The organism is Streptomyces xanthochromogenes, assembly GCF_014650455.1.
Taxonomy (GTDB): Bacteria; Actinomycetota; Actinomycetes; order Streptomycetales; family Streptomycetaceae; genus Streptomyces; species Streptomyces xanthochromogenes.
Genome location: NZ_BMUZ01000003.1, coordinates 264,768 through 289,172, shown reverse-complemented (window position 1 = coordinate 289,172; position 24,405 = coordinate 264,768). Strand labels below are relative to the sequence as shown.

Sequence of the window (24,405 nt, the reverse complement as noted above, 5' to 3'; positions counted from 1 at the left end):
TTGCTTGTGCGCTCTTGCCTCTGCCCGAGGACCGGCCGGGTCGGTTGTGGCATGAAGGAGGGGCGAGAGGAGGTGCCTTGGGCTCTCCGTCGGCGCTGGGGTCCCAGCGCCGACGAAGAGCGGGCGGGGCGCACTGCGACTGGGGTGTCGCCTCCCCTGGCCGGTGGACGGCCGGCCACGGGGTCGCGCCTCTGTTGAGCGGCAACACAGAAACTTAGGCGACAGGAACCCCGTGTTCTCCCCGTTACGCGGGGTATTGACGCACCCCTGACAGCTCGGCTGCGCGGGACGCCAAGGAGGCGTCAAAGATCCTTGACGGTCGGCGCAATCGGCGCCACCGAGGGGCTCGGGCGCGAGGGGTGACCGGTGTGCAGCCCGGCCGTGCGGGGCGGACGTGCAGCCCGGCCGTGCGGGGCGGACGTGCAGCCCGGCCGTGCGGGGCGGACGTGCGGGTCGGTTCGTGTGGCGTGCCTCGGCGACGCCGTCGAGTCGCGCACCGGCACCCGGCGGGACCCTCAGTCGGCCAGTTCCCGGAGGTCGACGGGCATCCGCCAGGTGTTCCTCCAGTGCACGGTGGCGAGTTCGTCCTGGAGCGGAGAGGGCGGCACGGCGAGCACCGCACAGGACGCGTGCGCCAGGCAGTAGCGGGCGGTCGAGGGCCGCAGCGCGCGCCGAAACCACCCACGCGTACCGGCTCCGACCACGAGGAGGTCGTCGGGCCGGTCGGCCACCGACAGCAGGGCGGACCCCGGGGTGCCGAGTACGACGAGGCCCTCCATCGCCACGCCCGGCCCGGCGATCCCGAAGGCGTCGTCGATGGTCTCCAAGAGCCGCTCACCCGCCCGGCGTCGGCACTCGGCGAGCAGCGGCCGGCAGGCGGGTCCACGGTGTCCGAGGTCACCGCCGGGCAACTCCCACGCGAGTACGGCCCACAAGGTGGCGCCGGTCCGGTGCGACTCGTCCGCGGCCCGGTGAAGAGCCGTCACACTCCCCAACGAACCGCTCACGCCGACCACGACCCGGCGCCTCTGGGGCATGCTCATCGGCCGTCACTGTCCCTCGACATCCACGCGTACATGGGTTCATGAGACAGAGCAAATCGACTGAGCGGTCCCGCTGTTGGCGCCTTTCTGACGGCCCGGGGGCGAAACCTGACGGCATCATGACGGGGCAACGAGGTGGGAGGTGCGTCGTGGCCCATCGACCGAAGGCGACGATGTCGTCCTCGTCGTCTTCCCGTCGACCCGCACACGCCACGCTCCGCCGACCGCCTCGTCGACGCAATAGGTGCCGGTGGCCAGGGTGGTGCCGTCGCGTCGGGCGGGCAACGCGTGGCGGTGACGGTCCAGTACCTGGAGAGCGGGGTCGATGACAGCGGCGCGGGTGAGCCGGGCACGCGTGCGGCTCATCAGCCCGCAGCTACGTGACGCCCTTACCGGCGCGTTGGGCACCGTCCCGCCTCGGGCCCTGCGTGGTGTTCCATGCTCAGTGTGAGGTCGGTGACTCTGCCGTGGTTTTTTGCCGCCGCCAGACGCGCGGCCGCCCCCCATCCGCAGCCGATGTCGAGGACGCGGTTCGACGGCTGTATCCGGCAACTCCGCACTATCTCCGCGTTTTTGAGGAGTTGGGCGTCGTCCAGCGGCATGTCGGCGTCCTTGAAATATCCCGAGCTGTGATTCAGCCCGGAATCCAGTACAACTTGGCGTATTCGGTCCTGATCATCATCGGGAACGTCTCCGTTCGGAAGCCTGGGCGTCGGGAGGTTCGCGTCGGGAGCCTACCCATCGCCACCATCCTGCTTGCAGATCATCAACACATCGTCTTGATCTTGCCGCCGGGCTCGTCGGCCAGGGCGAGGACCCTGGTTTGGAGGATTGCGGGTAGGCCCTCGCGCGCGTAATGGCAACTCCGTGGCCTCCATCCTGGGTACGGCCGCGCTCGTCATGGGCTCAGTGGCGGTCTGGGTGGGCTGTGCTTCACCACGGGCGGCCAAGGGCGTCAGGGGTGGTGCTGTCAGGCCCTATCGAGTCGAGCCCAGGGTCGGATTCGCCTTCAGTAAACTGCCGACGTCCAGGGAGACGCGCTACACATGGCCGGATCGGTGAAGATCATGTTCTCACTGCAGCAGGAGCTCCAGAGCGCCGTGGACGAACTCGTCGACAGTGGAGCCGAAACCGGCTTGCAGGTCGCCGTCTACCACGAGGGCGGCCTTGTCGCCGACGCCGTCGCCGGTCTCGCCGACACCCGAAGCGGGCGCAGGGTGTCTTCGGGGACCCCGTTCTTCAGCTTCTCCGCGGGCAAGGTCATGACGTCACTGATCGCGCACCTGCTCGTGAAGAGGGGTGCGGTCGGATACGACGCACCCCTGGTTGAGCTGTGGCCGGAGTTCGGTGTCCATGGGAAGGAGACCGCGACTCTCCGGCACGTGCTCACACACTCCGTCGGTGTTCCGGCCATGCCCCGATGCATCGGCCCCGACGCTCTCTCTGACTGGCCACGGGTGTGTGACGCGATCGCCGACGCCGAGCCGCGGTGGGCCCCCGGGACCAAGACCGGGTACCACTCGTTCACCTTCGGCTTCCTGGTCGGCGAACTCGCACGCCGAGCCACCGGCAAACCGATGCGACAGCTACTGCGCGAGTGGGTCACCGTACCCCTGGGTATCGAGGGTGAGCTGTATTTCGGGGTGCCCGGTGCCGACCTGCCCCGTCTCGCCCGGCTTGAGGACGCCACAACCTCGCCGGCCACCCCGCCAGGAGACGCGGTCCTCGCGCCCTGGGAGATGCGACCGAGCGCGGCGATGGGCAACAGTCACCGGATCCTGCGGGCAGACATTCCATCGGTCGGTACCTTCACCGCGCGTGGAGCCGCCGCCATGAACGCGGCAGTGCTCAATGGTCGACTCATCGGCTCACACCAGCTGGACGAGCTGACAGCGGTGGCCTTCGAAGGCACCGACCAGGTCTTCGGCAACCACGCGCGACTGGCCATGGGCTATCCGCTGGGGCGCATCGGTGAGCAACAGCAGGAAGTCTCCACCACGTTCGGCTGGGTCGGTGGCGGCGGCAGTTACGTCTATGCCGACCCGGCCACGAACGTCTCCTTCGCCCTGACCAAGACCCGGCTCACCCCTCACTTCAACACCGCTCAACGGCTCGCGGACATCACCACGGCCCAGATCAACGCGGACGCTTGAATCCCGCGATACTGGTGGTTCGCATGGAGCGCGAACTATCCAGAGCGGGCCATCTCGCTTACGGAGCAGGCCACTTGGGCCTGTTTGATTCCATCGGCACATGGGCCCCCAAGCGCGGCGATGCGGTGCTGGCAGCCGCGTCGTGCTGGGCTTTGCTCGCGACGGCGTGACGGGCACACGTTCCCGTCCACAAGACTGGGCAAGGTCTGCGAGCAACTCGACTACTCAGCGTTCTCCAGCCTTGGGCTGACGAAGCGGGGAACCCGTGTGGGGTCTGGCGAAGACGGGCGCGAGCAGCCGGGAGGTGGCACTGGCCGTGGCCCAAGCCCACAGCTGTTTGGGACAGGAACTGACCTAGCTCATGCCTATCGTGGCTGTCCGTCACCAACCCCAGTGAAAGGACTGCGATGATGGAGCAGAGCACCGCATCGCCGGAGGGCTACACCACCGTTGCGCCTTGGGTCGTTACGGACGATACGGGGGCCTTCCTCGACTTTGTGGCCCAGGTGTTCGGGGGCGAGGAGCTCGGGCGGGTACCGACTGAGGACGGCTTGATCGGGCACGGTGAGATCCGGGTCGGTGACACGGTCGTGTTGGCCTTCGACCGGCACGCGGACTGGCCGGCCATGCCGAGCCTGCTGCGCGTGTTCGTCGCCGACGCGGACGAGGCGTTCTCGCAAGCCGTGGCGGCCGGCGGCCGTGTCGTCACCGCTTTGGCCGACGACGCCTTTGGGCAGCGCGGAGGACGCATCAAGGACCCCTTCGGCAACATCTGGTGGGTGGTCAGCCGCATTGAGGACGTCTCTGAGGGCGCCATGTGGAAGCGGCTGCAGGATCCCGTATACGCCGAGGTCATGCGTACCGCTCAGGAGACACTCGACGCCGAGCTGAGCGGTCAGTCCCGTGGACGCAGCAGCGCACCCGTCAGAACAGCCAACTGACCGAGGTGTCAGCGCCGGCATGCCCCGACGGGTAGCCAAGCAGCACGGTCATCCTGTCGCATCCGGCGAGGAGCGTTGGGCGGATGGGTTGTGCAGGTATCCGGCCGCTGCGAGCCGACCACCGGCATCGATCCGTTCATGAGCCTGGTCGCCCAAGTCATGGGCCAGGATCCCTACGCGAGTGCGAAGCGAGTGTTCTGGGTCGTCGACAACGGTGCCTCTCACCGCGGCAAACAGGCCGCTGATCGACTGTCGGCAGCCTTCCCGTAGGCCCACCTCGGGCCCGGTGTGACCGGTTGAACCGTCAGATGCGCAAGGGAAGTTGGTCCGCGCCGGTCAGCACCTTGGCCGGTCTCACTGTCGAGCGGGGCTCCGGACTGTCGAGCGGGGCTCCGGACGTCGCTCAGGTCGCGGAACCGGCCGCGGCGCCCGTTTTCAGGTCGGGCCCCCAACGCCTGAGCGCCTCCTCGAGGTCGAGGGCGGCCGGGCTGGCCGCCCCGGCTGCGGACGGCCAGTCCTCGCGCGGCACGCGCCACATGATCTCGAACTCGTTGCCGTCGGGGTCCTTGGCGTAAAGGGACTTCGACACGACGTGGTCCGTCGACCCGACCAGGGCTCCGCGTTCGTTGATCTTGGCAGCGATGTCCGCGAGCTCGCCAAGGGTGCCCACTTCCCACGCCAAGTGGTAGAGGCCGACGCGGCCTTGCTCGGGGCCGGGCGCCGCCGGCCCGACCGAGAAGAGGCCGAGATCGTGATCGTTGAGGGTGTCCTCGGCGCTGAGGAAGGCCGCGCGGCCGGGGAGGTCGACGTCGACCTTGAACCCGAAGACGTCCGTGTAGAACTCGACGGCTCGTGCGACGTCTCGTACGTAGAGCACCGCGTGGTTGAGGCGGCGTACTGGCATGGGGTCTCCCTCGACTGCGAAGCGCGAGGCGGCGGCCTCGCTTGCGACGTTAAACAATGTGAGACTTCAAGTAAATTCCCCAATCCGCGATCTCAGCGTCACGTATCGCAGAGGGAGGGGCCAGGGCGCCTCTTGGACAATTCTCGCGGCGCCGCTGCGTGAGAGAGCGGCAAGCGGCAGGGGGTGGTCGGCGGCCGGACGCCATTGGATTCGGAGGGTCACCTCGGCATCGGCCGTCGGGGCGGCCGAGGGCGCGCTGCTCGGCTTGCGGGGCCCCATCGCTGCCGTCGCGGCTTCGGGCCTCGGTTGTGGCATGCGCATGGCTTCGGCCGCCAAAGGTGTACGACTCAAAAAGGTGAACCGTTGCACTTAGGGAGTCGGTGTGCTTTTCTTGAGGGGCGGTCGACGCAATCCGTCCCGCCTCGTCCACCTCCTTCTCCTTCATGCCCGAAAGGAGTGATCAGTCATGTCCACTGCATCCCTCCCCTCCACCGCCGCCGAGCCGACCGTGCCGAAGAACGTCCGGTGGGTGCTGCTCGGCGTCATGCTCGCGATGCTGCTGTCGATGCTCGACAACATGGTCGTCAGCACCGCGATGCCCACGATCGTGGGTGACCTCGGCGGCCTGGACCACATCTCCTGGGTCGTTACCGCCTACACGCTGATCACCGCCGTCACCACCCCGGTCTGGGGCAAGTTCGGTGACTTGTTCGGCCGCAAGCCCATGTACCTCGCTTCCATCGCCGTGTTCATCGCCGGGTCCGCCCTGTGCGGGGCGGCCCAGTCCATGGGCGAACTGATCGCGTTCCGCGTCGTGCAGGGCATCGGAGCCGGCGGCATCGGCGCGGGTGCCTTCGCGCTGATCGGCGCCCTCGTACCGCCCCGAGAGCGGGGCAGGTACCAGGGCATGACGGCCTCCGTCATGGCGATCGGCACCATTGGTGGCCCGCTGCTCGGCGGGTTCGTCACCGGCCACTTCGACTGGCGCTGGGCCTTCTACATCAATCTCCCCATCGGCCTGGTCGCCCTGGTGTGGCTGGCGTCGAAGCTGCACGTGCCCACCAAGCGCATCAAGGCGAAGATCGACTGGGCGGGCATCACCCTGCTGACCCTCTCCATCAGCGCGATCGTCCTGGCCGCCACCTGGGCGGGCAGCACCTATGCCTGGGGCTCCTGGCAGATCCTGTCCCTGGGTGTGGTCGCGATCGCGGGCCTGGCCCTGTTCATCCTGGTGGAGAAGCGCGTGAGTGAGCCGCTGCTGCCGCTGTCGGTGTTCACCGGTCACCGCAACTACCCACTGGCGATGGCCTTGACCCTTGCCGGTGGTGTGGTCACGTTCGGGGCGGGCCTGTACCTGCCGTTGTTCCAGCAGAGTGTTCAGGGCGCTTCTGCCACCAATTCCGGTCTGCTGATGCTGCCGATGATGATCCCTGTCGTGATCGTGTCGACCATCGCAGGCAAGGTCATGTCCGCCACGGGCAAATACAAGATCTTCCCTGTTCTCGGGACCGTGTTCCTCGCGGCAGGGCTCGGACTCCTGGCCACCATGGACGCCGGTACGTCATTCACGCTGACCGGTCTGTACATGGTCCTCGTCGGCATCGGCCTAGGTTTCACGATGCAGATGGCAGGCACCATCGCGCAGAACAGCGTCTCCCTGCGCGACATGGGCGCCGCGATGAGCTCGGCCAACCTCTTCCGCACGCTGGGCGGCTCCCTCGGCGTCGCCGTCTTCGGCTCGCTGTTCACTCGCGCCGTCCAGGCCGATCTGCCCGCCGGGCGTGAGGTCGACCCGAGCGCCCTGCCCGCCGGCGCCAAGGACGCCTACCTCACCGCGGTCACGAGCGGCACCAGCCACATCTTCCTCACCGCCGCGATCGTCTGCGCTCTCGCCTTCGTCGCCGCGCTCTTCGTCGTGGAAGTACCGCTCAAGAAGGCCGGCCCGCCCACGTCCGTCGAAGCCCCCGGGAACGCGGCTGTCGCCACGGCCAACTGACGCCGCCTCACCTACGGCAGGCAGCGGCTCAGTGCCGCGCGAATAGAACGGAGCACCCACGATGAGCACGACCCCCGCCCCCAGCACCGCCCTCATCAACGCGCGGGTTTTCGACGGCGACCTGACCCTGGAGGCGACCACCGTCGTCTTCGACAACACCGGCATCCTCGCGGTGGGCGGAAACGCTCCAGCAAGTGCACAGGTGGTCGACGCCAAGGGCGGAACCCTGCTGCCCGGCCTGATCGACGCCCACGTCCACACCAACGTCGAATCTCTCGCCCTGGCACTGCGCTTCGGAGTGACCACCGAGCTGGAGATGCAAGGAACGTACACCGCCGACAACCGCGCGCACATCACCGCGGACGACACCGTGGCCGACGTGCGCTCCTCCGGGTTCGGTATCACCCCGCCGGGCGGCCACCCCAGTGAGCTGTTCCCCGAGGGCTTCCGTCCCGGACCGCCGTCCGGGGCGTCCGGGCCAACACCGCTCATGCCGTTCTCGACCACCCCCGAGGAGGCCGTCGCCTTCATTCCGCAGCTCATCGAACGCGGCTCGGACTACATCAAGTTCATGGTCGACGACGGTTCTGTCGAGGGCCATCCCGGCCTGCCCATGCTCGATCGGGCGACGTTGAACGCAGGTGTCGCCGAAGCCAAGAGGCACGGCAAGCTGACCGTCGCCCACGCCCTGACGATCGAAGCCACTCGGATGGCGATCGAGGCCGGCATCGACGGGCTGGTCCACCTGTTCATGGACGGCCCCCACACGGACGAGATCATCACCCTGATCCGGGACTCCGGTGCCTTCGTCGTGCCCTGCGTCGTCCTGAACGCGTCCATGATGGGCATCACCGGAGACCAACTGGCCGACGATCCACGCGTGGCCGCGCGGCTCGACGAGGCATGGACGAAGACCCTGCGCAGCAGCTTCAACCACTACCCCCAGGGCAAAATCGCCGACGTGCTGGGCTCCGTACGCGCCCTGTACGACGCGGGCGTCGACATCCTGACGGGCACCGACGCATCCATGCCGATGCCGTTCCTGGGCGGCCTTGCCCACGGTGCCAGCGTCCACCACGAACTGCAGTACCTCGTGCAAGCGGGCCTGACTCCGGCCCAGGCACTGCGCGCGGCCACCGCCACCACCGCCCGGCGCTTCGGCCTGGCCGACCGCGGCCGCATCGCCGAAGGGCTGCGCGCCGACCTGCTCCTGGTCGACGGCGACCCCACGACCACCATCTCCGACACCCTGAACACCCGTGCCGTGTGGCGTCGCGGAACACGGCTCACTGTGGTCTGAACCGTCGGGCGTCCGGACGTTGGGCGGGATCGGGCCCAACCCATCCGTCTCGGCGAGCCGGGCCTGCACCTCTGCGCCGAGACGGCCAGGCCCCCTGCCGTGGTACTCATCGCCCTTCTCGGCCTGCCTCTAGGCCGGACCGGGGCATGACCGCTACTCGTCCGGGCCGGGAACGGCGCCGGTAGACATGTCCGCGTCGCGTGACGCGGACCGCTTACCGGTCAGGGGCCCAACGGTACGTACGTGGCCGGGCCGGGCCGGGCCGGTCCGGGCTCGGCCGACGTCGTGACCGGCGGAGGTCGCTGCCTACAACCGGGTTCAAGAGGCGGCGCTGGGCGGCTCCCCACAGGGAAGAATCCGGCGGATGGATCAGGGGTGCGTCTCCTGTTGGCCATCGTCGCCAACCAACCTGGTGCCGGGCGGATTTGAGTTGTCGTCACATCACCAAGTCCCGCAATCCGGGGCACGGTGGGCTGCCCGACGTCGCGAGGGTCGCCGCCGTGCGTACCCGCCGCCAACGCGACGTAGCGCGCTGTCACCCCGAGGAAGCTGAAACCGCAGCAGTAACTCGCCGGTAACAAGCTGGGGTTGACGCAATGGCCGCTGCGGAGTTGACTGCCGGGCGTGAGGTAGGGCCATGCAGCTCCGGCAACCGGGGCAAGGCTTCCGCCCTGCCGTTTCGCCCGGACCCCGCGGAATCGACAACATCCTTTCCGATCCGGAGGCCCGGCCGTGGCGCATTGGACTCTTTCTAGTCGTGCTCGCTCCGATCCTCTTCGATGGCGGCCCGACCCGGCGTATCCGGCTCTGGCCCCCAGCGGGTCTCGTCGCCCTGTGGACCTTTTCGAGGCACACAGGCCACATCTTCGGCTGACGCGCCAGAAGCATGAAATCGCTTGCCCGTAAGCAACATGACCAATCGTCAGCTCACTCCGGCCACGGGCAAGCGCCACAATCGCACGTCGCCGGGGCCATCAAGCATCACCCGCGCCATTCCCCCTCCGCACCCGGGGACCGTAGAGGCCGGTCCGGCCGCCACCCGCGTGTCGGACACCGGTTGTGAACCCCATAGAGGAGTAGCCAATGACCACCAGCCCGAATGCCCCGCAGCAGGCGCAGGAGGAAGGGCGCGATGACGCACTTCCGATATCCGGTATGCGGCTGGCGTCAGCCGTGTTGTACGTGTCGGACCTCGGTGAATCGATCGGGTTCTACCGCGAACTCCTGGGCCTTGAGGTCGTCATGGGCACACGGGACGCGGTCCTCCTGGTGAGCGACGCGGGCTCTGAGCTGTACCTGCGGTCCCTCGGCAAGGGCGACCCGTGCGAGCACGATGGCATCGGCGTGCAGTCTCTGATCTGGACTGCGCCGGACATCTCCGCCCTGCACCACTGCGAACAGGTACTCAAGGACCGCGACGGTTACCTCGGCACGGAGAGCGACGACGGGTTCACCTGGGCGGAGGGCCGCGACCCCAGCGACATCCCTGTGGTGGTGACTTATCTGCAATTGGACGAGACGGCCCGCAGGCGCATCATCGCGCGGCTTTCCACCCAATAGTCGCGGACCCGGAGGACCGGACCACCACCATGGGCCTGGTGGCCGAGCCCTGGATCTGCCGCAGGTGCCACTGACGTCGCGTCTCGTCCTCGATGTGTTGCTCGGCGAAGGTCCAAACGCGTGCGGTGTCCGCTGTGAGGCTGCCCCCAAGAAGGCAGAGCCGAATGGTCGGACATGGCAGGGCGGAGGGGCCGGGCAGGGGGCCGGACGGGCACGGGAAGACTGCGCAGTCCGTGGCCAGCTGGCTGGCGGGCCACCGTGTCGGCGAAGCCGGTCGCTTCGTAGTCGTAGCGGACTGCGTCCGGTGGGGCCGGTCGCAACGCAGCCGTTGACAACGGACGCGGACGGCCGTTCACTGGCGGGTGGGCGCTGGGCCATGACGTACCGGGATTTCCGGGACGCGACCTCCCGCCACTCGCTTCGCCGGGACCCCGCGGAACGCAGAGTGCACTCCTGCGAACGGGAGGTTCGGCCATGCTTCTCTGGATCGTTCTGATCGTGCTGGTCCTGGCACTGTTCGGGTTCGGCTTCACTCTGCACCTCCTGTGGTACGTAGCCGCAGTGCTGCTGGTCCTGTGGGTCATCGGCTTCCTCATGCGTGGCCGCATGGGCTCGGGCCGCTCCGCCGGCAGCCACAGGTAGCCGCCGGCCGGCCCGCCGGTAAACAGGCACCTCACGCGCGAAGGACGTCGCGAACAGGCCGGTAGGAACCTCAAGCAGGCCGACGAGACGACCAAGGGCGCCTTCCGGAACCAACACCCACGCACAGCGAACTCCCGCGCGACCGAGGGACAGCCGCGTGGAACAAGGCACATCTCCCTCCCCGCTCAAACCCCGACGAGAAGGAGCACTTCCGTGGACGAGAACGTGTGGGGCTACCGGTCGATGGCCGCCTACCAGACGGGCATGGACCTGACCGGATACAAGGTCGAGGCCAGTGACGGCAGCATCGGCAAGGTCGACAAGCACTCCGAGGACGTCGGTGCCGCGTACATCGTCGTCGACACCGGAACCTGGATCTTCGGCAAGGAGGTCCTGCTGCCCGCCGGGGTCGTGGTGCGTGTGGACCCCGAGGAGAAGAAGATCTACGTCGACCGCAGCAAGGACCAGATCAAGGGTGCCCCGGAGTTCAACAAGGAGAAGCACCTGGGTGACCCGGACTACCGTCAGGAGGTGGGAAGTTACTACGGCCGCCCGCGACCGCCCCAGATGATGTGAGCCAATCCCGGCCTCCCCGCCGGAACAAGGACCGGGTGCCGGGTTCCCAACCGGCCGGGCACCCGGTCTCCGGCACCCGGTCTTCGGCCCCCGGCCTCTGGGACCCTCCGGCACCCGGTCTCCGGTACCCGGCCACCGGCCGGTCCGTTCGAACCGCCCCCGTTCGCGCGACAGAGAGGCGTGTCATGTTGATGTTCGTGCTCGTGATGGTGGCCGTGGTCGTCGTGATCGTGGCTGCCGTCCTCGTCATCGGCTTCGGGCAACGCGGCGGGCGGGGGCTGGAAAAGCGCTTCGGACCCGAGTACGGCCATGCCGTCCAGCTCCACGGCGGCGACGCCAAGGCGGCCGAAGCGGAACTCGGCGAGCGGGTGCGGCGGCACGGCTCCCTCGAGGAAAGGTCCTTGACGCCCGACCTGCGCGAGCGATACCGCGCCCAGTGGGCCCGTATCCAGGAGAATTTCGTCGAATCGCCGGACAAGGCCGTCGCCGAAGCGGACATGCTGCTCTCGCGGCTCGCCGAGGACCGTGGCTTCCCGCCGGGCGACCAGTTCGACGACCAGATGGCCGCGCTCTCCGTCCACCACAGCGAACACGTCCGCGGCTACCGCGACCTGCACGCCACGGCACAAGGCCGCGGCAGCACCGAAGAAATGCGCGAGGCCATGATCCGGGCCCGCGGCCTCGTGACCGCGCTGACCACTGGGCAACCCGCCCCCTCCGCCCGGCACCGCCCGCACCACCGCGAAGGCCGTGACGCGGCACCCCAGGCCCCCGGCGGGCACCACGCGAAGGGAAGCACCCTCTGATGACGTACGACGCCGAACGCGCACAGCAGCCCGCGGCCCCCGGCTCGAAACCCCTCAAGCAGCACGCTCCGCATGCTCCCGCGCCCGGTCCCGCCCCCGACCCGCGCGCACCCTTCACCGGATCCGACGGCCTGCCTCGCAGCGCGGGTTTCGAGCCGCAGCTGCTCCCGGCCGGTGAACGGGACAAGCTTTCCGTCCGCCTCCAGCAAGCCGTCAACAACTTCATCGACAGCCCGCGCCACGCCGTCGAGGAGGCCGACGGCACCTTCGACGAGGTCGTCAGCCGTCTGAATGCTGCGCTCGGGGAACGCCAATGCGCCCTCCGCGCGAACTGGCAGAGCCAGGACACCCAGGCCGAAACGGAGGACCTGCGGGTCGCTCTGCAGCAGTACCGGGAGATCACGGAACATCTGCTCCAGCTGTAGAGGCGAAGCACACCGTGCCTCCAGCGGCCTGCTCCGAGCGGGGTCGCCGCCCTGTCGGAGTGCGGAAGTCATGAACGTTCAGGGGGATCGGCCGCCGGGGCGCGCAGGGCCACCGTGCCGGGGCGGGCATCAGCTCCCCGGTGTCAGCGGAACTCACGGTGAGGCGGACTGCATGGATCGGACGGTCACCACGCATGGGGAGCGGCAGGAGTGGTGGAAGCTGACGGTCGAGTTGTCGGGACCGGATGCCGCAGCCGGTCGCGAACTGGCCGAACTCCGCGCGGAGAACGAGAAGTTGCGGCGCACGGCCGCGGGCCGGATGGTGATCGAGCGTGCGCTCGGCATGGTGAGCGCCCTGGTGCCCTGCACCGGGCGGCGAGCTCGAACCCTGTTGGTCGACGTCGCGCAGCACTGCGATGTCAGTCTGCGCGTGGTGGCCGCGGCTTTGGTGGCCGGCGGCGAGGGCGAGGCACTGCCCGACGGAATGCGGCACGAGCTCAGCCGCGCTCTGCGCAGGTTCCACGCCACGGAGCGACACTGACAGGTCATCGGCACGATCGGTGGTCCGTCCGTCGGCGGCACGACGGAAGCCGTGTCCCACCGGAAGATCCGGGCCCTGTCCAGGAGGCCGCCGAGGGCCAGCGGGCGCCGAGCTTTGCGGCCCTCGGTTGCTCACGCTCGTCCCTGTCGTTTGGATCAGTCGGTCGTTGGACCGGGTGCGCCCGCACCTTCCTTTGGGCCGCCCGGTGATCCAAACGAAACTGCCTGGTGCCAAGTCGCGGCAAGACTGGGGCACGGTGCGGGCGCCGTCGGGCGCCGGTCTCCGCCGGCGTGGCTGAGCGGGACCGGATGGCCGGCACGCGACCTCAGCCGCCCGAAGTGGCAGGCTGTGCAAGGCAGTTCAGACTGGAAGATGGCTCCGCGAAAGCGTCGCTGCTACCGTTCGATCCATGATGGTCAACATGCCCACCGGGCTCGGCAGGCCAGCGCGGGACGACTGGCTCATGCTGCTGTCGTCGGTCGACACATCGGAGAGCGGCAGGCGAGCCTTCGACGGCTTGTACGCCAACTTCGGTACCCGCATGGACCTTTCGCCCGGCGATTGGGTTCTTTCGGTCATCGGCGAATCGGACCCCGTCGTCCAGGTCCGCCTGTACGAGGTGTCCGCCAGTGGTCGTCTCGCGGAGCGTGGTTCCTGGGCCGCGTCCGCCCAGCCCAACTGGGTCCTTGAGGTGCGGGACAGCATCGCGGCCCTCGTCAATCCGAGCTATGAGGCGCTCATGCGGGCATACGAGAGCCCTGAAGGACGGGCGGCGATGGAGCAGGTCCGCAAGCGCCTCAACCCCTAGGCGAGTTGGTTTGGACCACTCGGTCGTTGGTCCGGGTGTGCCGTTGACTGATGCGCAGTGGGCGCGGATTGAGCCGTTGCTCTCGGACCGGACGTCGAAGTGGGTTGGCCGGTGGCGGGGCCATCGTGAGGCGATCGACGAGATCGCCTTCAAGTTCCAGACCGGTACCCAGTGGGTGCACCTGCCGGAGAAGTACAGCAACTGGCGGGGTATCCACAACCGGCTGCGGATGTGGGCCGTCGACGGCACGTGGGAGCGGGTGTTCACCGCCCTGGTGGCGCAGGCCGACGCGGACGAAGACGTCAGCTGGGCCGTTGTCCGTGGACTCCACGATCGTGCGCGCTCACCAGCACGCTGCCGGAGCCCGCAAAAAGGGGCCCCGGCCGGAGAGCCGGGCCATCATGCCGTCGGCCGGTCCCGGGGCGGCCTGACCACGATGATCCACTTCGCGGCCGACGGCCACTGCCGGCCGCTGGTGTTCGTCCTCGGCCCCGGTCAGGCCGAGGCGCACCGGCCTTCACGGATGTCATGGCCCGTCTGTGCGTTCCCCGCTCTTTGGGACGGCCCTGCACCAGGCCGGACCTGATCCTGGCTGACAAGGCGTACTCGTCCCGCGTGATCCGCGACCATCTGCGCAGACGCGACATCCGGGACGTGATTCCGGAACGGGCCGACCAGCAGGCCAACCGCCGACGGCGCGGACCGGCTGGCGGCAGACCACCGGCCTGCTTCCGCAGGTGCCGACGCCGTCAGCGGGCTGACCTCGCGGACCGGAGAGGCCTGACGGCCTCGACGCGTTGACCGCCAGGCGGGATGGGCGGATAGCGGACTGCTATCCGGCTGCTTGTTCGCCGGCCTCGCCCGGCGCCGCGTCCTTGGCCCACTTCACCGAGCCGGTGTTGCTCACGTATCGGGCCGCGATCCATGCGTTGCGGTCCCGCAGCAGGTACCAGATGTTGTTGCCGTCGATGTCCTGGGCCCGCACCTTCGATCGCAAACCGACCTTGGCACCGTTGGTCAGGGAGCCGACGATGGAGGAGTCGGTGCTGGGGAACTCCCTTACATGCGCGCCGACTTCACTCACAACCGTCCCGTAGGGCTCGGCAGGCGTAGAGGTCATCTCTTCCTCGCGTTTCCTTGGTCAATGAAACTGGGCCGCCATGAGGCAGGCTGAGACGAGCAGATGGTGAAGACCCCCGTGTGCCGCGAGCCTAGAAGAGCCGCCAGCGCATACGGACGCTTCGCAACAACTCGGCAATCGGAAGGCGCAGATCAGGCCAGCTGCGGCGCTCCGCTCGACGGTAGTCCGCAACCCGCAACCCGCAACCCGCAACCCGCGACCAGTTGTCCGCAGCCCGCATTCCGCAGCACTGGAACGCGTCATTCGTCTGCGTGCCCGACACCAGCACCTTCAACCACCGTCAACGGCCCACGGTGATTCGTCGCTGCTGGGGGAGGGGGATTTGGGCGCCCACCGGTCGAGGCCCGGACCGCCGGGGATCCGGGCCGTGTCGTCAGAAGTTGACGATCTGGAGGAACGCTCCGGGATCGTTGGCGTAGTTCACGCCGGTGACGTACATCGATTCGCCGTCCGGCCCCAGGGTCAGACCCGTTCCCCGCTCCATGTCGAAGCCGGTGACCGTCTCGCGGGCCACGCGGGTGTTGGTCGCCGTCTTGTAGGACAGCACCTTCGGCACGCTGCGGTGGTCGTCCTCGAGAACGTAGAACCGGCTGCCGTCACGGCTCACGGCCGGGCTCAGGACCGGTTGGTAGTTCGACTGGAAGTCGATGGTGGTCAGTACCCGGTCGTTGTCGAGGTCGACCAGGACCGCGTGACCGTCGGGCTTGCTCAGGGCGTACAGGCGGCGACCGTCGGGAGTGAGGGCCAGTTCGTCGACGAAGCCGGTGTCCGACAGGGTGCGCAACAGGGTCGGGGTGCCGGTCGAGACGTCCAGGTGGATCAGCCCGACGTCGCCGCTGACATAGATGTCCTTGCCGTTCGGCCGGGCGACGACGGCGCGCGGGCTCTCGCCGGGCAGCGGCACCGTCGTGGTGAACGCCTGCCGCACCGTGGAGAACACCAGCAGCCGGGACGGCCCCGTGCTCTGGGCCCCGTTGTCCGGACCGGTCTGGCTCAGATAGATCGAGGCCCCGTCCGGGCTGATGGCCGCGCGCGACAGCGAACCGGGGTTCGAGCCCTCGGGCCGCGGCTGATCCGGCACGGGGAAGCTGCCGCGCAGGGTGTTGGTGGCCGTGTCGAACACATTGAGGGTGCCCTCGGTGAGCAGATAGATCTGCTTGCCCCCGGCACCGAACAACAGAGGACCGGCCCACCGTCCGCTGCTCGTGGCCACATGCGCGGCGATCTTCCCGGTCCGGGTACTGACGACGTCGAGCGAGGTGCCGACTTCGTCGATCGACGCGACGTACGCCCTGGAGCCGTCCGCGCTGACGAGCGGCGGCACCGCGTACTGGGACCCAGGCAGGCGCGTGACGCTCTCGGCATCCGGGTGCGGGTGCGCTTGCGCCACGCCGGCACCGGAGGCCATCAGCAGTCCGGCGGATAACAGCACGGCCCACCAACGGGCTCTGAAACCAAGGGACTTCATGCATCCTCCCCCACGCTTCCACCGCGTTGTCGCGATGGCGGGGGTCAGGCTACGCCGGGTACCCGGTGTTGGTGCCGTCGCGGAGGCCGGAGAAGACGGCAACCGGTCAATGTGGCCGGGGGAAGGGAAGGCAGCCGGCAGGTGACATCGATGCGGCTGCCGGCGGGTGACATCGATGCGGCTGCCGGCGGGTGGCATCGCTGAGTGATCGGCGGACCGACCCTGCCGGAGCGTGCGATGGGCGCACCGGTCAAGACGCGGGCGCGAACGCGGTGATCGCGTCGACGAGATCGGCCGGAGCTTCCAGGGGAATCAGGTGACCCGATTCCGGGATCACCACGAGGGCGGCATCGGACAGACAGGGCATCAAGTTGTCGCGGAGGACGTCGGCGGGCTCGACGTGGTCGTTCTCCCCGGCAACGATGAGCGCTGGCACGCCGATCATGCGGGTGTGCTCCGTGATGTCCTCCGCGATGCCGTGCAGCGGCCACTCTACGCGGGCCGCATCGCTGCTGGAACGCGAGTCGGCCACGATCTGCGACTTGACCTCATCCGGCAGTTCGGTGGCGGTGAGAATGGCGTCCCGCGCGGCGGCGACGGACTCGTCCGAGTCGTAGGCGTGGGAGAGGGCTTCGCGGTATTCGAGGGTGATTCCCGCTGCGGGCTTTGCCGGGGCGGGGCCGACGAGGACGATCCCTCGCAGACCGGCAGGTCGCGTCGCTGCGATCAGCTGCGCGACCTTGCCGCCCATGGAATGTCCGACGAGGACGTAGTCGCAGACGCCTGCATCGGCGATGACGGCGAGCGTGTCCTCCGTGAGCCGGCGGAGTGTGCAGGGGCCGGACAGGCTGCTTGAGCGACCCCACCCCCGGAAGTCGAGCGTAAGGACGTCACGGCCCGCGAGGCGGTCCACGACGAGGTCCCAGGTGCGGGCGGAACCACCCCAATAGTGCAGGAACACCAAGGTCGGTCCGGTCCCCGGCCGGTGGTCATAAGCGGGCAGTAGCTGCTGCTGTGCCGTCGTCATCGTCATTCCCTCGTTCGACTCTCCTGGGCGGAGGCGGGTTCCTCCACCTGGCAATTGAATCTCCGCGGGGCTTCCCGGGGCATCGGCACGACTGGTCGGCCGATGGTGGAAACTGGACATGTGAGCGTGATCCGTCAGATGACCTACCAGCCCGTGGGGCGCGCTGCCGCTGCTGTGGAGGCCATGTCCTTCGACCGCCTTCGCGAGCTGAACGACGGCGGCACACAGCGCGCCGACTTCCACGTTCTGGCCGTCGTCGACGCGGGGCGAGGGTGCGTCACCGTCGATTTTCTCCGGCACCCGCTCCGGGCGCGGTCCGCGGTGTGGGTCGCGCCCGGAGCGGTGCACCGGTGGGATGACATCGCCAACGTGACGGGGCACATCGTGCTGTTCGTCCCGACCGCACCGGTGACCCCTGCCACCCGAGAGCTCGCCGCGTTCCCGGACCTGACCGCGCAGTGGAACATCGGCGATGCGGACTGGCCGTTCGTCGACGCCGCGCTGACCCATCTCCTGCTCGAAGCATCAGCCCCGCCCGCAGCCGCGATGATGGAGTTGCCCGAGATCCTGCTCTCCGCGCTCATCGCCCGGCTCGGTCCGCTGCCCGGCGAAGCGGGGCCGACGAACCCGGTGTTCCGGCTGTTTCGGTCCAGCGTCGAAGCGCACTTCCGGGAACACCACGACGCCGGCTACTACGCCCGGGCTCTGGGATACGCGCCCCGCACCCTGTCCAGAGCGGTGCAGCGGGTCACCGGCCGCACTGCCAAGGCATACATCGTCGATCGGATCGTCCTGGAAGCCAAACGGCTCCTGGCGCACGAGCGCCTCACCGCGGCCGACTGCGCCCGCACGCTGGGCTTCCCGGACGCGTCCAACTTCTCGGTGTTCTTTCAGAAGGCGACAGGCATGCGGCCGGGCGCGTGGCAGACAGCAGCAACCGTGGAGCGAGGTCGCACGAGCCCGCACGATGACGGACACGGACCCATGTCCTGACCACACAGGGCGTGCCTCACCGGTCGTCCCGGCCGACCCCTCCCGTGCCCGGTCCACCCGGGTGCGCGAGCACGGGACGAGGCGGCAGCCGTCGAGATCGGTGATCGTCACCCCGCGCTCATCCCCATGCGGCTTGTGCGGCAACTCGGCGGGCCCCCGCAGTGATCAGTCGACCGATGAGTGCCTCGTCCAGGGACGAGCCACGCGAACATGGGTCGTGGCGTTGATCATGCCGTGTCCGCCAGCGCGGCGCGCCATACGGGGCTGTCGACGTAGTGGTTGTCGAAGCGCTCCGAGGATTCGGCGATCTCCTTGGGGTCGGCTTCGCCCCGCATCACACGGCTCAACAGGCGCAGGTAGTCGAACCGGCCCATGCCGGGGGTGAAGACGAACACGACGTCCGCCTCGGAGCCCGGAGCCGCGGCGAAAGCGTGCGGGGTGTGTGGTGGGACCGCCAGGAAGTCCCCCGCGTTCAGGACGGTGACGTCCTCGCCCACCAGGACTCGCAAGGATCCGCTGATCACGAAGAACAGTTCCGTCGCCTTGGTGTGGAAGTGGGCCGGTGCGCCGACGGCACCCTTGGCGAACGTGGAGCGGTAGCTCGTGAACCCACCGTTGTGGCTGTCCGACTCACCCAGGAGTGTCATCACACTGCTCGGATCGGAGCAGGTCTCGGCCTCCTCGGAGCGGGTCAGCAACGCCTGGGCGGGCACGGAGGGATGGGCGGCTGTGCATGTGTCTTCGGTCATGATCATGACTCTATGGGTCGAACTGGCAGTCCAGCCAGGCCATTTGAGCGTAGAAACCTTGGGCCAATTGGTCTCACGACTGCTGTGGTGCGGCCCGCAGTCCTTCGGAGAGTGTGGCCAGGTAGCGGTGCGCGGTGGCGATGCGATCGGCAGGCTTGCCTCCGCGGATGTCTACCGCGTGGGCGATGCCGCACATGAGCGGGACGAGGTCCGCGGCGGTGAGGTCAGAGCGGACCGCCCCGGCGTCGCGGGCCCTGTCCAAGAGAGCGGTGCCGGTCGACGCAAGGTCCCTTTTGAGCTCTGTGGTATGCGTCAGGGCGTCGCTGGTGGCGGCGACGACCGGGGCCAGGGACGCGTCGGTGACCTGGGCTTCGACCGTGCGGAACAGGAAGCCTTCGAGCGCCCGCCATGGGTCGCTGTCGGCCAGTGCCTGCCGGCCGCAGGCTGTCAGCGCTTCCAGGCAGGGGGCGGCGACTGCTTCCAGTAGCGCCTCGGGGGTGGCGAAGTGCCGGTAGACGGTGCCGACTCCGAGCCCGGCGCGGCCCGCGACGTCGTTCAGTTGCAGGGGGACACCCTGATCGACCAGGGCACGGGCGACGGCGACGATCCGTTCCCAGTTGCGGGCCGCGTCTTTGCGTAGGGGAGTCGTCATGGGGGCCCATGCTAATCGGATGACTCATCCGTCTGGCGCCGCCACCGCGCGCACCGACCGTCGGGTCAGGCGGTCGTGAGCGGTGCGTGGCGTTCGCTCAGTCGGCGGACGTCCCGGGCGATGCGGGGGTCGGTCGCGGCGCGCGGTGCCGGAACCGGTTGGGCCCGGGCTCCGATGACGATGCCGGTCCGGCCTTCGAGGCTGTCGTCGATGGCGGCAACGATCGAGGATCGTGCGGCCGCGGATGCCGGGCCCGAGGTGGAGCGTTCGAATCTGCGGCGCACCAGTGGCCAGAGCAGCCGCAGGGCCGGCGAGACGATCCTCGGATCGGTGAGGGTGCCGTTGGTCATGTCGGTCGCGGCGCCTCCGGGATCGGCGGCGAAGACGGAGACTCCGGTGCCGTCCAGCCGCGCGGCCAGGTCGAGCGTGTACGCGAGGTTGGCGAGCTTGGCGCGGCCGTACCGGTGGAAGCCGTAGTAGCCGCCTGGCGGGTCCACGGCGTCGAAGACGCGCTTGCCGAGTGCGACGGCGCTCGACGTCACGTTCACGATCCTGCTGGGCGCCCCGTGCGTCAGCGTGGGCAGAAGCAGTTCCGTCAGCAGGTAGGGCGAGAGGTGGTTGACGACGAACGACGCTTCGATGCCGTCGCGCGTCCGTCGCTCCGGATACATCGCCCCGACGTTGTTGACCAGTACGGTCAACTGTCCGCCGGGGGAGGCGTGTTCAGCGGCTATCCGGCCGGCGAGTTCGCGGACCTGCCCGAGGGAGCCGAGGTCGGCGGCCAGGAAGCGTGCGGGATGCGCGGGATTCGCCCCGTTGATTCGGTCAACCGCTCGCGCGCCCCGGTCGGCGTCGCGTCCGACCACAGTGACCGACAACCCGGCGCCCGCCAGCCCCAGGGCCGTTTCGAGCCCGATGCCGGCCGTCCCCGCTGTGACCACGGCTGCTCTTGCCATGTGCTGCCCCTCCATCGGAAAAGCGGATAGATAATCCGCTTGGCCTGGACAGTAGCATGGAAGCGGATGACGTATCCGTTTGTTGCGGCGGCGGCGGCGGCGGCGGTGACGGTGACGGCTGACCGGTCCGTCCCGGAAGCCGTGTTCGACGTGGTCGTGCGGGACGTGGTCGGCGCCAAGCAGACGCCCCCGCAAGGGTTTTGAGGAGGCGTGGGATTCGGCCCTGGTGCCGGCTTGGGGCACCTGATCGGGGCGCCGAACAGGCGGCGGGGAGGAGCGTGAGGTATGCAGGCGGGATGGATACCGAACGTCTGACCTTCGATGGATGGATCGCTGCTGTGGGAACGGCTTCCGGCACGCGCGTGGTGGTGGGCCACTGGCCCCGGTCCCCGTTCGGTGCGTTCAGCGACGTCATGCTGGAGCGCGCCGACGGCTGGCGGTTGCTCCTCGCGCCGAGCGCCGCGACGGCCGAGTACGTCTCCGCCGTCTACCACTTCGACGAGGTCCGACGCGTTGAGGTGAAGGTGGACGTCCGCGAGGGCGTATGGGACGTGACGGCGGGCTCGCTCGACCTGCGGTTCGCCGTAGGGCGTCGGGGAGTTCTGGGAACTGCCCTGCGCGCGGTGCCGCGCCCGCTGGCCAGAAGGCCGCTGTGGGCCGCGCTTGCGGACGGGCCCGCCCGGCTGATGGCCGGTGTCCGGACCCGGGGCAGCTCCCGTCCGGGGTGCCGTCAGTGGTACGCGGCCTGCGACCTGTTGCCGATCGTCACGGCCCGGGCCCGGTTCGACGGAGGCGACCTCGGCCCGCTGGCCCCCGTCTCCCCGCCCGTGCGTTTCGGTTTCGGCTCGGCCCCTGCCGCCCCGGCCCTCGTACGGGTCGTCTCCACCGTCGAGCGCACGGGCCCGGCGTGATCGGCGGGTCGGTATGGGTCTCCATGGCCATGTATCCGCCCTGCGGGTCGTCAGCCCGGCTCGTCGTTGTGACTCGGCCGGGTGGGTCCGAGCGCCACGAAAACCGTTCGGCCGTGCGACTGGGATCCGGGATCATCGGCTCATGGACATCTGTCTGGAGACCGACCGTCTGGCGCTACGCCGTTTCACCGCCGACGACGCGGACTTGTTGATCGAGTTGGACAGCGACCCGGCGGTGATGCGCTTCCTGAGCGGCGGGGTGCCGACCGCACCGCAGGTCATTCGCGAGCAGCACCTTCCGGCGATTCTCGCGGGTTACGAGAAGTGGGGCGGCGATCTGGGGCTGTTCGCGGCGCACGCGAAGGAGGACGGCGCCTTCATCGGCTGGTTCATCCTGCGTCCCGGGAGGGAGGGCCCACGGGACGAGGTCGAACTCGGTTACCGGCTGCGGCAGTTGGCCTGGGGCCGGGGTTTCGCCACCGAGGGCTCGCGGGCCCTGCTGCACAAGGCATTTAGCGCGCTCGGTGTGCGGCGGGTCTGGGCCGAGACGATGTACGTGAACCGTGGCTCGCGCAACGTCATGGAAAAGCTCGCCATGACGCTCGTAAAAGTCATCCCGACCCCCTCCGACATGGAGGGGGTCGAAGGGGCCGAGCAGGGCGGGGTGCGGTACGAGATCACCCAGGAGCAGTGGGAGCAGCGGCAGTAGCCAAGGTAGGAACGCGATGCGCTCCGCAAGGGCGAGCGGCAACTCGTCGACGCCGTAGCGGACTTCGGGAGTGGCGCCGCCCGTGATCTGTCAGGCCGGTCCGCGGGCACGCTCGGTGGCGGGGACGGGGCTCCTGCCGAACCGGCTGAAGATCGCGGCGGCCGCTGCTTGCGGAAGGGTACGGAGTCCGAGGGGGCGCAACCACCGCCATCCGGAACTCACGGGCACTGCGCTGCTCTTTGACCGCCCGAGGCGGTCTATGGGCGGACCGCCGAGACCAGTCCGCCGGGGCCTTCATCATGCTGCGGCGGCGTGCTGATCGGGCGGCCGTACGCGGCTGCGCGTTCACGCAGGGTGTGGCTGGAGGCGTCCCAGCCGTGCTCGGCCAGCCAGGCCACCGGATCGTCGGGCATCTCCGAGACCCACATGGATGCGGCCGATCCCGGAGTGGCGTCCGCGCCGAAGCGTTCGATCACGCCTCGGGAGCCCAATGTCAGCCCCAGCCGACTGCCCGCCGCCGACTGCGCGCCGATCCGGGCGAGCAGGAGCTCGACTGCGTCCTCGGGCAGGTAGATCAGCAGCCCTTCGGCGATCCACACGGTCGGCGCGGTCGGATCGTGCCCTGCGGCGGCCAGCGCGCCTGGCCAGTCCTCACGCAGATCCACTGCGACGGTGATCCGCTCGCAGCGTGCGACGGCCCGCTCCTGGCGCAGCACCGAAGTCTTGAAGGCCAGTGGCGCGGCGGTGTCGACCTCGAACAGCCTGGTGCCGTCGGGCCAGTCCATCCGGAAGGCCCGGCTGTCCATGCCGGCGCCGAGCAGCACGACCTGGCGGACGCCGGATGCGGCGGCCTGCTGCAACAGGTCGTCGAGGAACTTCGTCCTGATGACGATGGAGAACGCCACGGCCAGTCGGCGGCGTCGCGCGGCCTCGTCCGCGGGGAGCGGCGACGAGGCGGGCCACAGTCCACCGGCGGTGGCGAACGCCCGGGCCAGTGGGTCGCGGAACAACGCGTTCTCCCGCTCGCTCTCCAGCGCCCGCACCCTGGCCACCCCGACCGCGGTGGCCCACACGCCCGATGGCCGCACCCGCTCCTCTTCATCAGTCACCACGCCAGCCTAGATGACCGATTTCAGGGGCCTCATGAGGGGAGTGGGTTGAGTGAATCCCACCGAAAACCGACGATTCGCAGCCGGCCTCAAAGGAGGTCGGGGCGCGCAGGCCGGCGACTTCCGCAGTGTGTCGAGAGCCTTTCCGGACACCGTTTCGCCCATCGGCCGAGGTTCGGACCTCTTGTCGCGACCATCAGGCGTGGGATGTACACGGGCGATCTACGAATGCCATCGGTGACATGGGCAGAGGGTGCGCGGGCCCCTCCGCTGGGCGCGGGCCGGACAGCGTACTCACGGTCCGAGCAAGTGGGGGCCGTTGTCACCCGCGCTGTGCGTCACGGCCGTTGGGGCCCAGCGGTCAGCACCAGCCGACCTTCTTGTAGCCGACCCAGAACTCGCCCTTGTTGTTGACACTGGCGCTGGTGCCCATGTGGGCGTAGTTGTGCGCACCCATGACCCGGCCGATCTTCCCCCTGGAGACGCTGTTGATCTGGATGTAGGGCGGTCCGGCCACGGTCATGTTGTACGTGGCCGAGGCGTCAGGCGCGCGGGTGCCGCTGGCCCAGCAGGCGCTGCCGTTGGAGCGTCGCAGCACGAGATCGCCGTTGTCCTGCATCGTCACGGTGTAGCCGCTGTGACAGATCGCCATGTTGATGTTCAGGGTCGCCGAGAACGAGCTGCCGACGCAGGTGATGCCCGCAGCCATCGCGCCAGGTGCGGTCGCTGTCGTGGTGGCGAAGGCGACCGTGGTCAGCGTCGTGGTCGCCAATGTGAGGGAGAGGGCTCGGGCAATGCGGGTCATCGTTCTGCTCCTTGGCGTTCGAGCGGAGGATAAGTGGCCGTGTCGACAGCCGGGTTGGCCCGCGGCTGAGCAACTGCCATCTGTGTTTCTCCGCGCGCCGCCGCCTGCCGTCCGCCGACCAGCCTGCCTCGGCCACTTCGACCCACGAAGAACCGTTATGGCGCGCCGTGGTGACCCCGCAGGCGCGCGG

General features: G+C 68.8%; 27 protein-coding genes and 1 pseudogene. 17 read left to right on the top strand and 11 right to left on the bottom strand.

Features of this window, described 5'->3' with window-relative positions:
- Positions 1–515: 515 nt before the first annotated feature.
- Positions 516–1,043, bottom strand: a complete 528-nt coding sequence (locus tag IE267_RS08625; RefSeq protein ID WP_167161150.1) for a universal stress protein — start codon at positions 1,041–1,043, stop codon at positions 516–518.
- A 389-nt stretch (positions 1,044–1,432) separates the two neighbouring features.
- Positions 1,433–1,708: an SAM-dependent methyltransferase gene (locus IE267_RS40400; RefSeq protein ID WP_189763003.1), complete on the bottom strand. Its 276-nt coding sequence runs from the start codon at positions 1,706–1,708 to the stop codon at positions 1,433–1,435.
- A gap of 381 nt (positions 1,709–2,089) precedes the next feature.
- Between IE267_RS40400 and IE267_RS08615 the strand changes: the two genes are divergently transcribed.
- Entirely contained in the window at positions 2,090–3,196 is a 1,107-nt protein-coding gene (locus tag IE267_RS08615; protein WP_229860879.1) for a serine hydrolase domain-containing protein, read from the top strand.
- Positions 3,197–3,603: 407 nt separating this feature from the next.
- On the top strand, positions 3,604–4,137 hold the full coding sequence (locus IE267_RS08610; RefSeq protein ID WP_189762693.1) for a VOC family protein: 534 nt from the start codon (positions 3,604–3,606) through the stop codon (positions 4,135–4,137).
- A 403-nt stretch (positions 4,138–4,540) separates the two neighbouring features.
- Here the strand turns inward: IE267_RS08610 and IE267_RS08605 are convergent, their stop codons facing one another.
- Positions 4,541–5,041, bottom strand: coding sequence for a VOC family protein (locus tag IE267_RS08605; protein ID WP_167161153.1), 501 nt, complete (start codon positions 5,039–5,041; stop codon positions 4,541–4,543).
- 466 nt (positions 5,042–5,507) lie between these two features.
- Here IE267_RS08605 and IE267_RS08600 point away from each other — a divergent pair, with 466 nt between their 5' ends.
- From IE267_RS08600 to IE267_RS40575, 11 genes and pseudogenes are all read left to right on the top strand, one after another.
- Entirely contained in the window at positions 5,508–7,037 is a 1,530-nt protein-coding gene (locus IE267_RS08600) for an MDR family MFS transporter (protein WP_189762692.1), read from the top strand.
- A 61-nt stretch (positions 7,038–7,098) separates the two neighbouring features.
- Complete coding sequence (locus IE267_RS08595) at positions 7,099–8,337, top strand: amidohydrolase family protein (protein ID WP_189762691.1); 1,239 nt, start codon at positions 7,099–7,101, stop codon at positions 8,335–8,337.
- 1,083 nt (positions 8,338–9,420) lie between these two features.
- Positions 9,421–9,897 (top strand): VOC family protein, encoded by a 477-nt coding sequence (locus IE267_RS08590; RefSeq protein WP_189762690.1) that lies wholly within the window; start codon positions 9,421–9,423, stop codon positions 9,895–9,897.
- 474 nt (positions 9,898–10,371) lie between these two features.
- Positions 10,372–10,539 carry a hydrophobic protein gene (locus IE267_RS08585; protein WP_189762689.1) on the top strand — a complete coding sequence of 56 codons (168 nt, stop codon included), beginning with the start codon at positions 10,372–10,374 and terminating at the stop codon, positions 10,537–10,539.
- Positions 10,540–10,752: 213 nt separating this feature from the next.
- Entirely contained in the window at positions 10,753–11,115 is a 363-nt protein-coding gene (locus tag IE267_RS08580; protein WP_189762688.1) for a PRC-barrel domain-containing protein, read from the top strand.
- 185 nt (positions 11,116–11,300) lie between these two features.
- Positions 11,301–11,921, top strand: a complete 621-nt coding sequence (locus tag IE267_RS08575) for a hypothetical protein (RefSeq protein ID WP_189762687.1) — start codon at positions 11,301–11,303, stop codon at positions 11,919–11,921.
- A complete protein-coding gene (locus IE267_RS08570; RefSeq protein ID WP_229860878.1) occupies positions 11,921–12,346 on the top strand; it encodes a hypothetical protein in 426 nt (141 codons plus the stop codon). Before IE267_RS08575 ends, IE267_RS08570 begins: the two co-directional genes overlap by 1 nt.
- Before the next feature lie 172 nt (positions 12,347–12,518).
- On the top strand, positions 12,519–12,887 hold the full coding sequence (locus IE267_RS08565) for an ANTAR domain-containing protein (protein WP_189762686.1): 369 nt from the start codon (positions 12,519–12,521) through the stop codon (positions 12,885–12,887).
- A gap of 409 nt (positions 12,888–13,296) precedes the next feature.
- Positions 13,297–13,695, top strand: coding sequence for a hypothetical protein (locus tag IE267_RS08560; RefSeq protein WP_167161161.1), 399 nt, complete (start codon positions 13,297–13,299; stop codon positions 13,693–13,695).
- The gene (locus IE267_RS08555; RefSeq protein WP_444545456.1) at positions 13,616–14,281 is read left to right on the top strand and encodes an IS5 family transposase; all 666 of its coding nucleotides are present in this window, start codon (positions 13,616–13,618) and stop codon (positions 14,279–14,281) included. Before IE267_RS08560 ends, IE267_RS08555 begins: the two co-directional genes overlap by 80 nt.
- Positions 14,239–14,442, top strand: a pseudogene (locus IE267_RS40575) (IS5/IS1182 family transposase); the annotation flags it as partial. The gene IE267_RS08555 and the pseudogene IE267_RS40575, both read left to right, overlap by 43 nt.
- Positions 14,443–14,527: 85 nt before the next feature.
- On the opposite strand, the gene IE267_RS08550 reads toward IE267_RS40575, so the two are convergent.
- The 3 genes from IE267_RS08550 to IE267_RS08540 form a co-directional block, all read right to left on the bottom strand.
- Positions 14,528–14,815 (bottom strand): SH3 domain-containing protein, encoded by a 288-nt coding sequence (locus IE267_RS08550; protein ID WP_189762684.1) that lies wholly within the window; start codon positions 14,813–14,815, stop codon positions 14,528–14,530.
- Positions 14,816–15,209: 394 nt separating this feature from the next.
- The gene (locus IE267_RS08545; RefSeq protein ID WP_189762683.1) at positions 15,210–16,226 is read right to left on the bottom strand and encodes a WD40 repeat domain-containing protein; all 1,017 of its coding nucleotides are present in this window, start codon (positions 16,224–16,226) and stop codon (positions 15,210–15,212) included.
- A 328-nt stretch (positions 16,227–16,554) separates the two neighbouring features.
- The gene (locus IE267_RS08540; RefSeq protein ID WP_189762682.1) at positions 16,555–17,331 is read right to left on the bottom strand and encodes an alpha/beta fold hydrolase; all 777 of its coding nucleotides are present in this window, start codon (positions 17,329–17,331) and stop codon (positions 16,555–16,557) included.
- 120 nt (positions 17,332–17,451) lie between these two features.
- Here IE267_RS08540 and IE267_RS08535 point away from each other — a divergent pair, with 120 nt between their 5' ends.
- Positions 17,452–18,324: a helix-turn-helix domain-containing protein gene (locus IE267_RS08535; protein ID WP_229860876.1), complete on the top strand. Its 873-nt coding sequence runs from the start codon at positions 17,452–17,454 to the stop codon at positions 18,322–18,324.
- A gap of 227 nt (positions 18,325–18,551) precedes the next feature.
- On the opposite strand, the gene IE267_RS08530 is transcribed toward IE267_RS08535, so the two are convergent.
- The 3 genes from IE267_RS08530 to IE267_RS08520 all read right to left on the bottom strand — a co-directional run bounded on the left by IE267_RS08530 (position 18,552) and on the right by IE267_RS08520 (position 20,681).
- The gene (locus IE267_RS08530) at positions 18,552–19,073 is read right to left on the bottom strand and encodes a cupin domain-containing protein (protein WP_189762680.1); all 522 of its coding nucleotides are present in this window, start codon (positions 19,071–19,073) and stop codon (positions 18,552–18,554) included.
- Between the two features lie 73 nt (positions 19,074–19,146).
- Positions 19,147–19,725, bottom strand: coding sequence for a TetR/AcrR family transcriptional regulator (locus tag IE267_RS08525; protein WP_189762679.1), 579 nt, complete (start codon positions 19,723–19,725; stop codon positions 19,147–19,149).
- Between the two features lie 65 nt (positions 19,726–19,790).
- A complete protein-coding gene (locus tag IE267_RS08520; RefSeq protein ID WP_189762678.1) occupies positions 19,791–20,681 on the bottom strand; it encodes an SDR family NAD(P)-dependent oxidoreductase in 891 nt (296 codons plus the stop codon).
- Positions 20,682–20,747: 66 nt separating this feature from the next.
- On the opposite strand from IE267_RS08520, the gene IE267_RS08515 reads away from it, so the two are divergent.
- From IE267_RS08515 to IE267_RS08505, 3 genes are all read left to right on the top strand, one after another.
- Positions 20,748–20,885 carry a hypothetical protein gene (locus tag IE267_RS08515; protein ID WP_189762677.1) on the top strand — a complete coding sequence of 46 codons (138 nt, stop codon included), beginning with the start codon at positions 20,748–20,750 and terminating at the stop codon, positions 20,883–20,885.
- A 92-nt stretch (positions 20,886–20,977) separates the two neighbouring features.
- Positions 20,978–21,592, top strand: a complete 615-nt coding sequence (locus IE267_RS08510; protein ID WP_189762676.1) for a hypothetical protein — start codon at positions 20,978–20,980, stop codon at positions 21,590–21,592.
- Positions 21,593–21,734: 142 nt separating this feature from the next.
- Positions 21,735–22,301 (top strand): GNAT family N-acetyltransferase, encoded by a 567-nt coding sequence (locus tag IE267_RS08505; RefSeq protein WP_189762675.1) that lies wholly within the window; start codon positions 21,735–21,737, stop codon positions 22,299–22,301.
- 257 nt (positions 22,302–22,558) lie between these two features.
- Here IE267_RS08505 and IE267_RS08500 read toward each other — a convergent pair whose 3' ends face one another.
- Positions 22,559–23,374, bottom strand: a complete 816-nt coding sequence (locus tag IE267_RS08500) for a class I SAM-dependent methyltransferase (RefSeq protein WP_167161817.1) — start codon at positions 23,372–23,374, stop codon at positions 22,559–22,561.
- 397 nt (positions 23,375–23,771) lie between these two features.
- The gene (locus IE267_RS08495) at positions 23,772–24,215 is read right to left on the bottom strand and encodes a hypothetical protein (RefSeq protein ID WP_229860875.1); all 444 of its coding nucleotides are present in this window, start codon (positions 24,213–24,215) and stop codon (positions 23,772–23,774) included.
- Positions 24,216–24,405 lie beyond the last annotated feature (190 nt).

Excerpts from the sequence above, each read along its gene's own strand:
- IE267_RS08520 (WP_189762678.1), bottom strand. The coding sequence starts at position 20,681 with ATGGCAAGAGCAGCCGTGGTCACAGCGGGGACGGCCGGCATCGGGCTC.
- IE267_RS08590 (WP_189762690.1), top strand. The coding sequence starts at position 9,421 with ATGACCACCAGCCCGAATGCCCCGCAGCAGGCGCAGGAGGAAGGGCGC.
- IE267_RS08560 (WP_167161161.1), top strand. The coding sequence starts at position 13,297 with ATGATGGTCAACATGCCCACCGGGCTCGGCAGGCCAGCGCGGGACGAC.
- IE267_RS08555 (WP_444545456.1), top strand. The coding sequence starts at position 13,616 with ATGAGGCGCTCATGCGGGCATACGAGAGCCCTGAAGGACGGGCGGCGA.
- IE267_RS08610 (WP_189762693.1), top strand. The coding sequence starts at position 3,604 with ATGATGGAGCAGAGCACCGCATCGCCGGAGGGCTACACCACCGTTGCG.
- IE267_RS08530 (WP_189762680.1), bottom strand. The coding sequence starts at position 19,073 with ATGACCGAAGACACATGCACAGCCGCCCATCCCTCCGTGCCCGCCCAG.
- IE267_RS08510 (WP_189762676.1), top strand. The coding sequence starts at position 20,978 with ATGGATACCGAACGTCTGACCTTCGATGGATGGATCGCTGCTGTGGGA.
- IE267_RS08570 (WP_229860878.1), top strand. The coding sequence starts at position 11,921 with ATGACGTACGACGCCGAACGCGCACAGCAGCCCGCGGCCCCCGGCTCG.
- IE267_RS08505 (WP_189762675.1), top strand. The coding sequence starts at position 21,735 with ATGGACATCTGTCTGGAGACCGACCGTCTGGCGCTACGCCGTTTCACC.
- IE267_RS08585 (WP_189762689.1), top strand. The coding sequence starts at position 10,372 with ATGCTTCTCTGGATCGTTCTGATCGTGCTGGTCCTGGCACTGTTCGGG.
- IE267_RS08525 (WP_189762679.1), bottom strand. The coding sequence starts at position 19,725 with ATGACGACTCCCCTACGCAAAGACGCGGCCCGCAACTGGGAACGGATC.
- IE267_RS08540 (WP_189762682.1), bottom strand. The coding sequence starts at position 17,331 with ATGACGACGGCACAGCAGCAGCTACTGCCCGCTTATGACCACCGGCCG.
- IE267_RS08495 (WP_229860875.1), bottom strand. The coding sequence starts at position 24,215 with ATGACCCGCATTGCCCGAGCCCTCTCCCTCACATTGGCGACCACGACG.
- IE267_RS08605 (WP_167161153.1), bottom strand. The coding sequence starts at position 5,041 with ATGCCAGTACGCCGCCTCAACCACGCGGTGCTCTACGTACGAGACGTC.
- IE267_RS08515 (WP_189762677.1), top strand. The coding sequence starts at position 20,748 with ATGACGTATCCGTTTGTTGCGGCGGCGGCGGCGGCGGCGGTGACGGTG.
- IE267_RS08600 (WP_189762692.1), top strand. The coding sequence starts at position 5,508 with ATGTCCACTGCATCCCTCCCCTCCACCGCCGCCGAGCCGACCGTGCCG.
- IE267_RS08565 (WP_189762686.1), top strand. The coding sequence starts at position 12,519 with ATGGATCGGACGGTCACCACGCATGGGGAGCGGCAGGAGTGGTGGAAG.
- IE267_RS08615 (WP_229860879.1), top strand. The coding sequence starts at position 2,090 with ATGGCCGGATCGGTGAAGATCATGTTCTCACTGCAGCAGGAGCTCCAG.
- IE267_RS08625 (WP_167161150.1), bottom strand. The coding sequence starts at position 1,043 with ATGAGCATGCCCCAGAGGCGCCGGGTCGTGGTCGGCGTGAGCGGTTCG.
- IE267_RS08595 (WP_189762691.1), top strand. The coding sequence starts at position 7,099 with ATGAGCACGACCCCCGCCCCCAGCACCGCCCTCATCAACGCGCGGGTT.
- IE267_RS08575 (WP_189762687.1), top strand. The coding sequence starts at position 11,301 with ATGTTGATGTTCGTGCTCGTGATGGTGGCCGTGGTCGTCGTGATCGTG.
- IE267_RS08550 (WP_189762684.1), bottom strand. The coding sequence starts at position 14,815 with ATGACCTCTACGCCTGCCGAGCCCTACGGGACGGTTGTGAGTGAAGTC.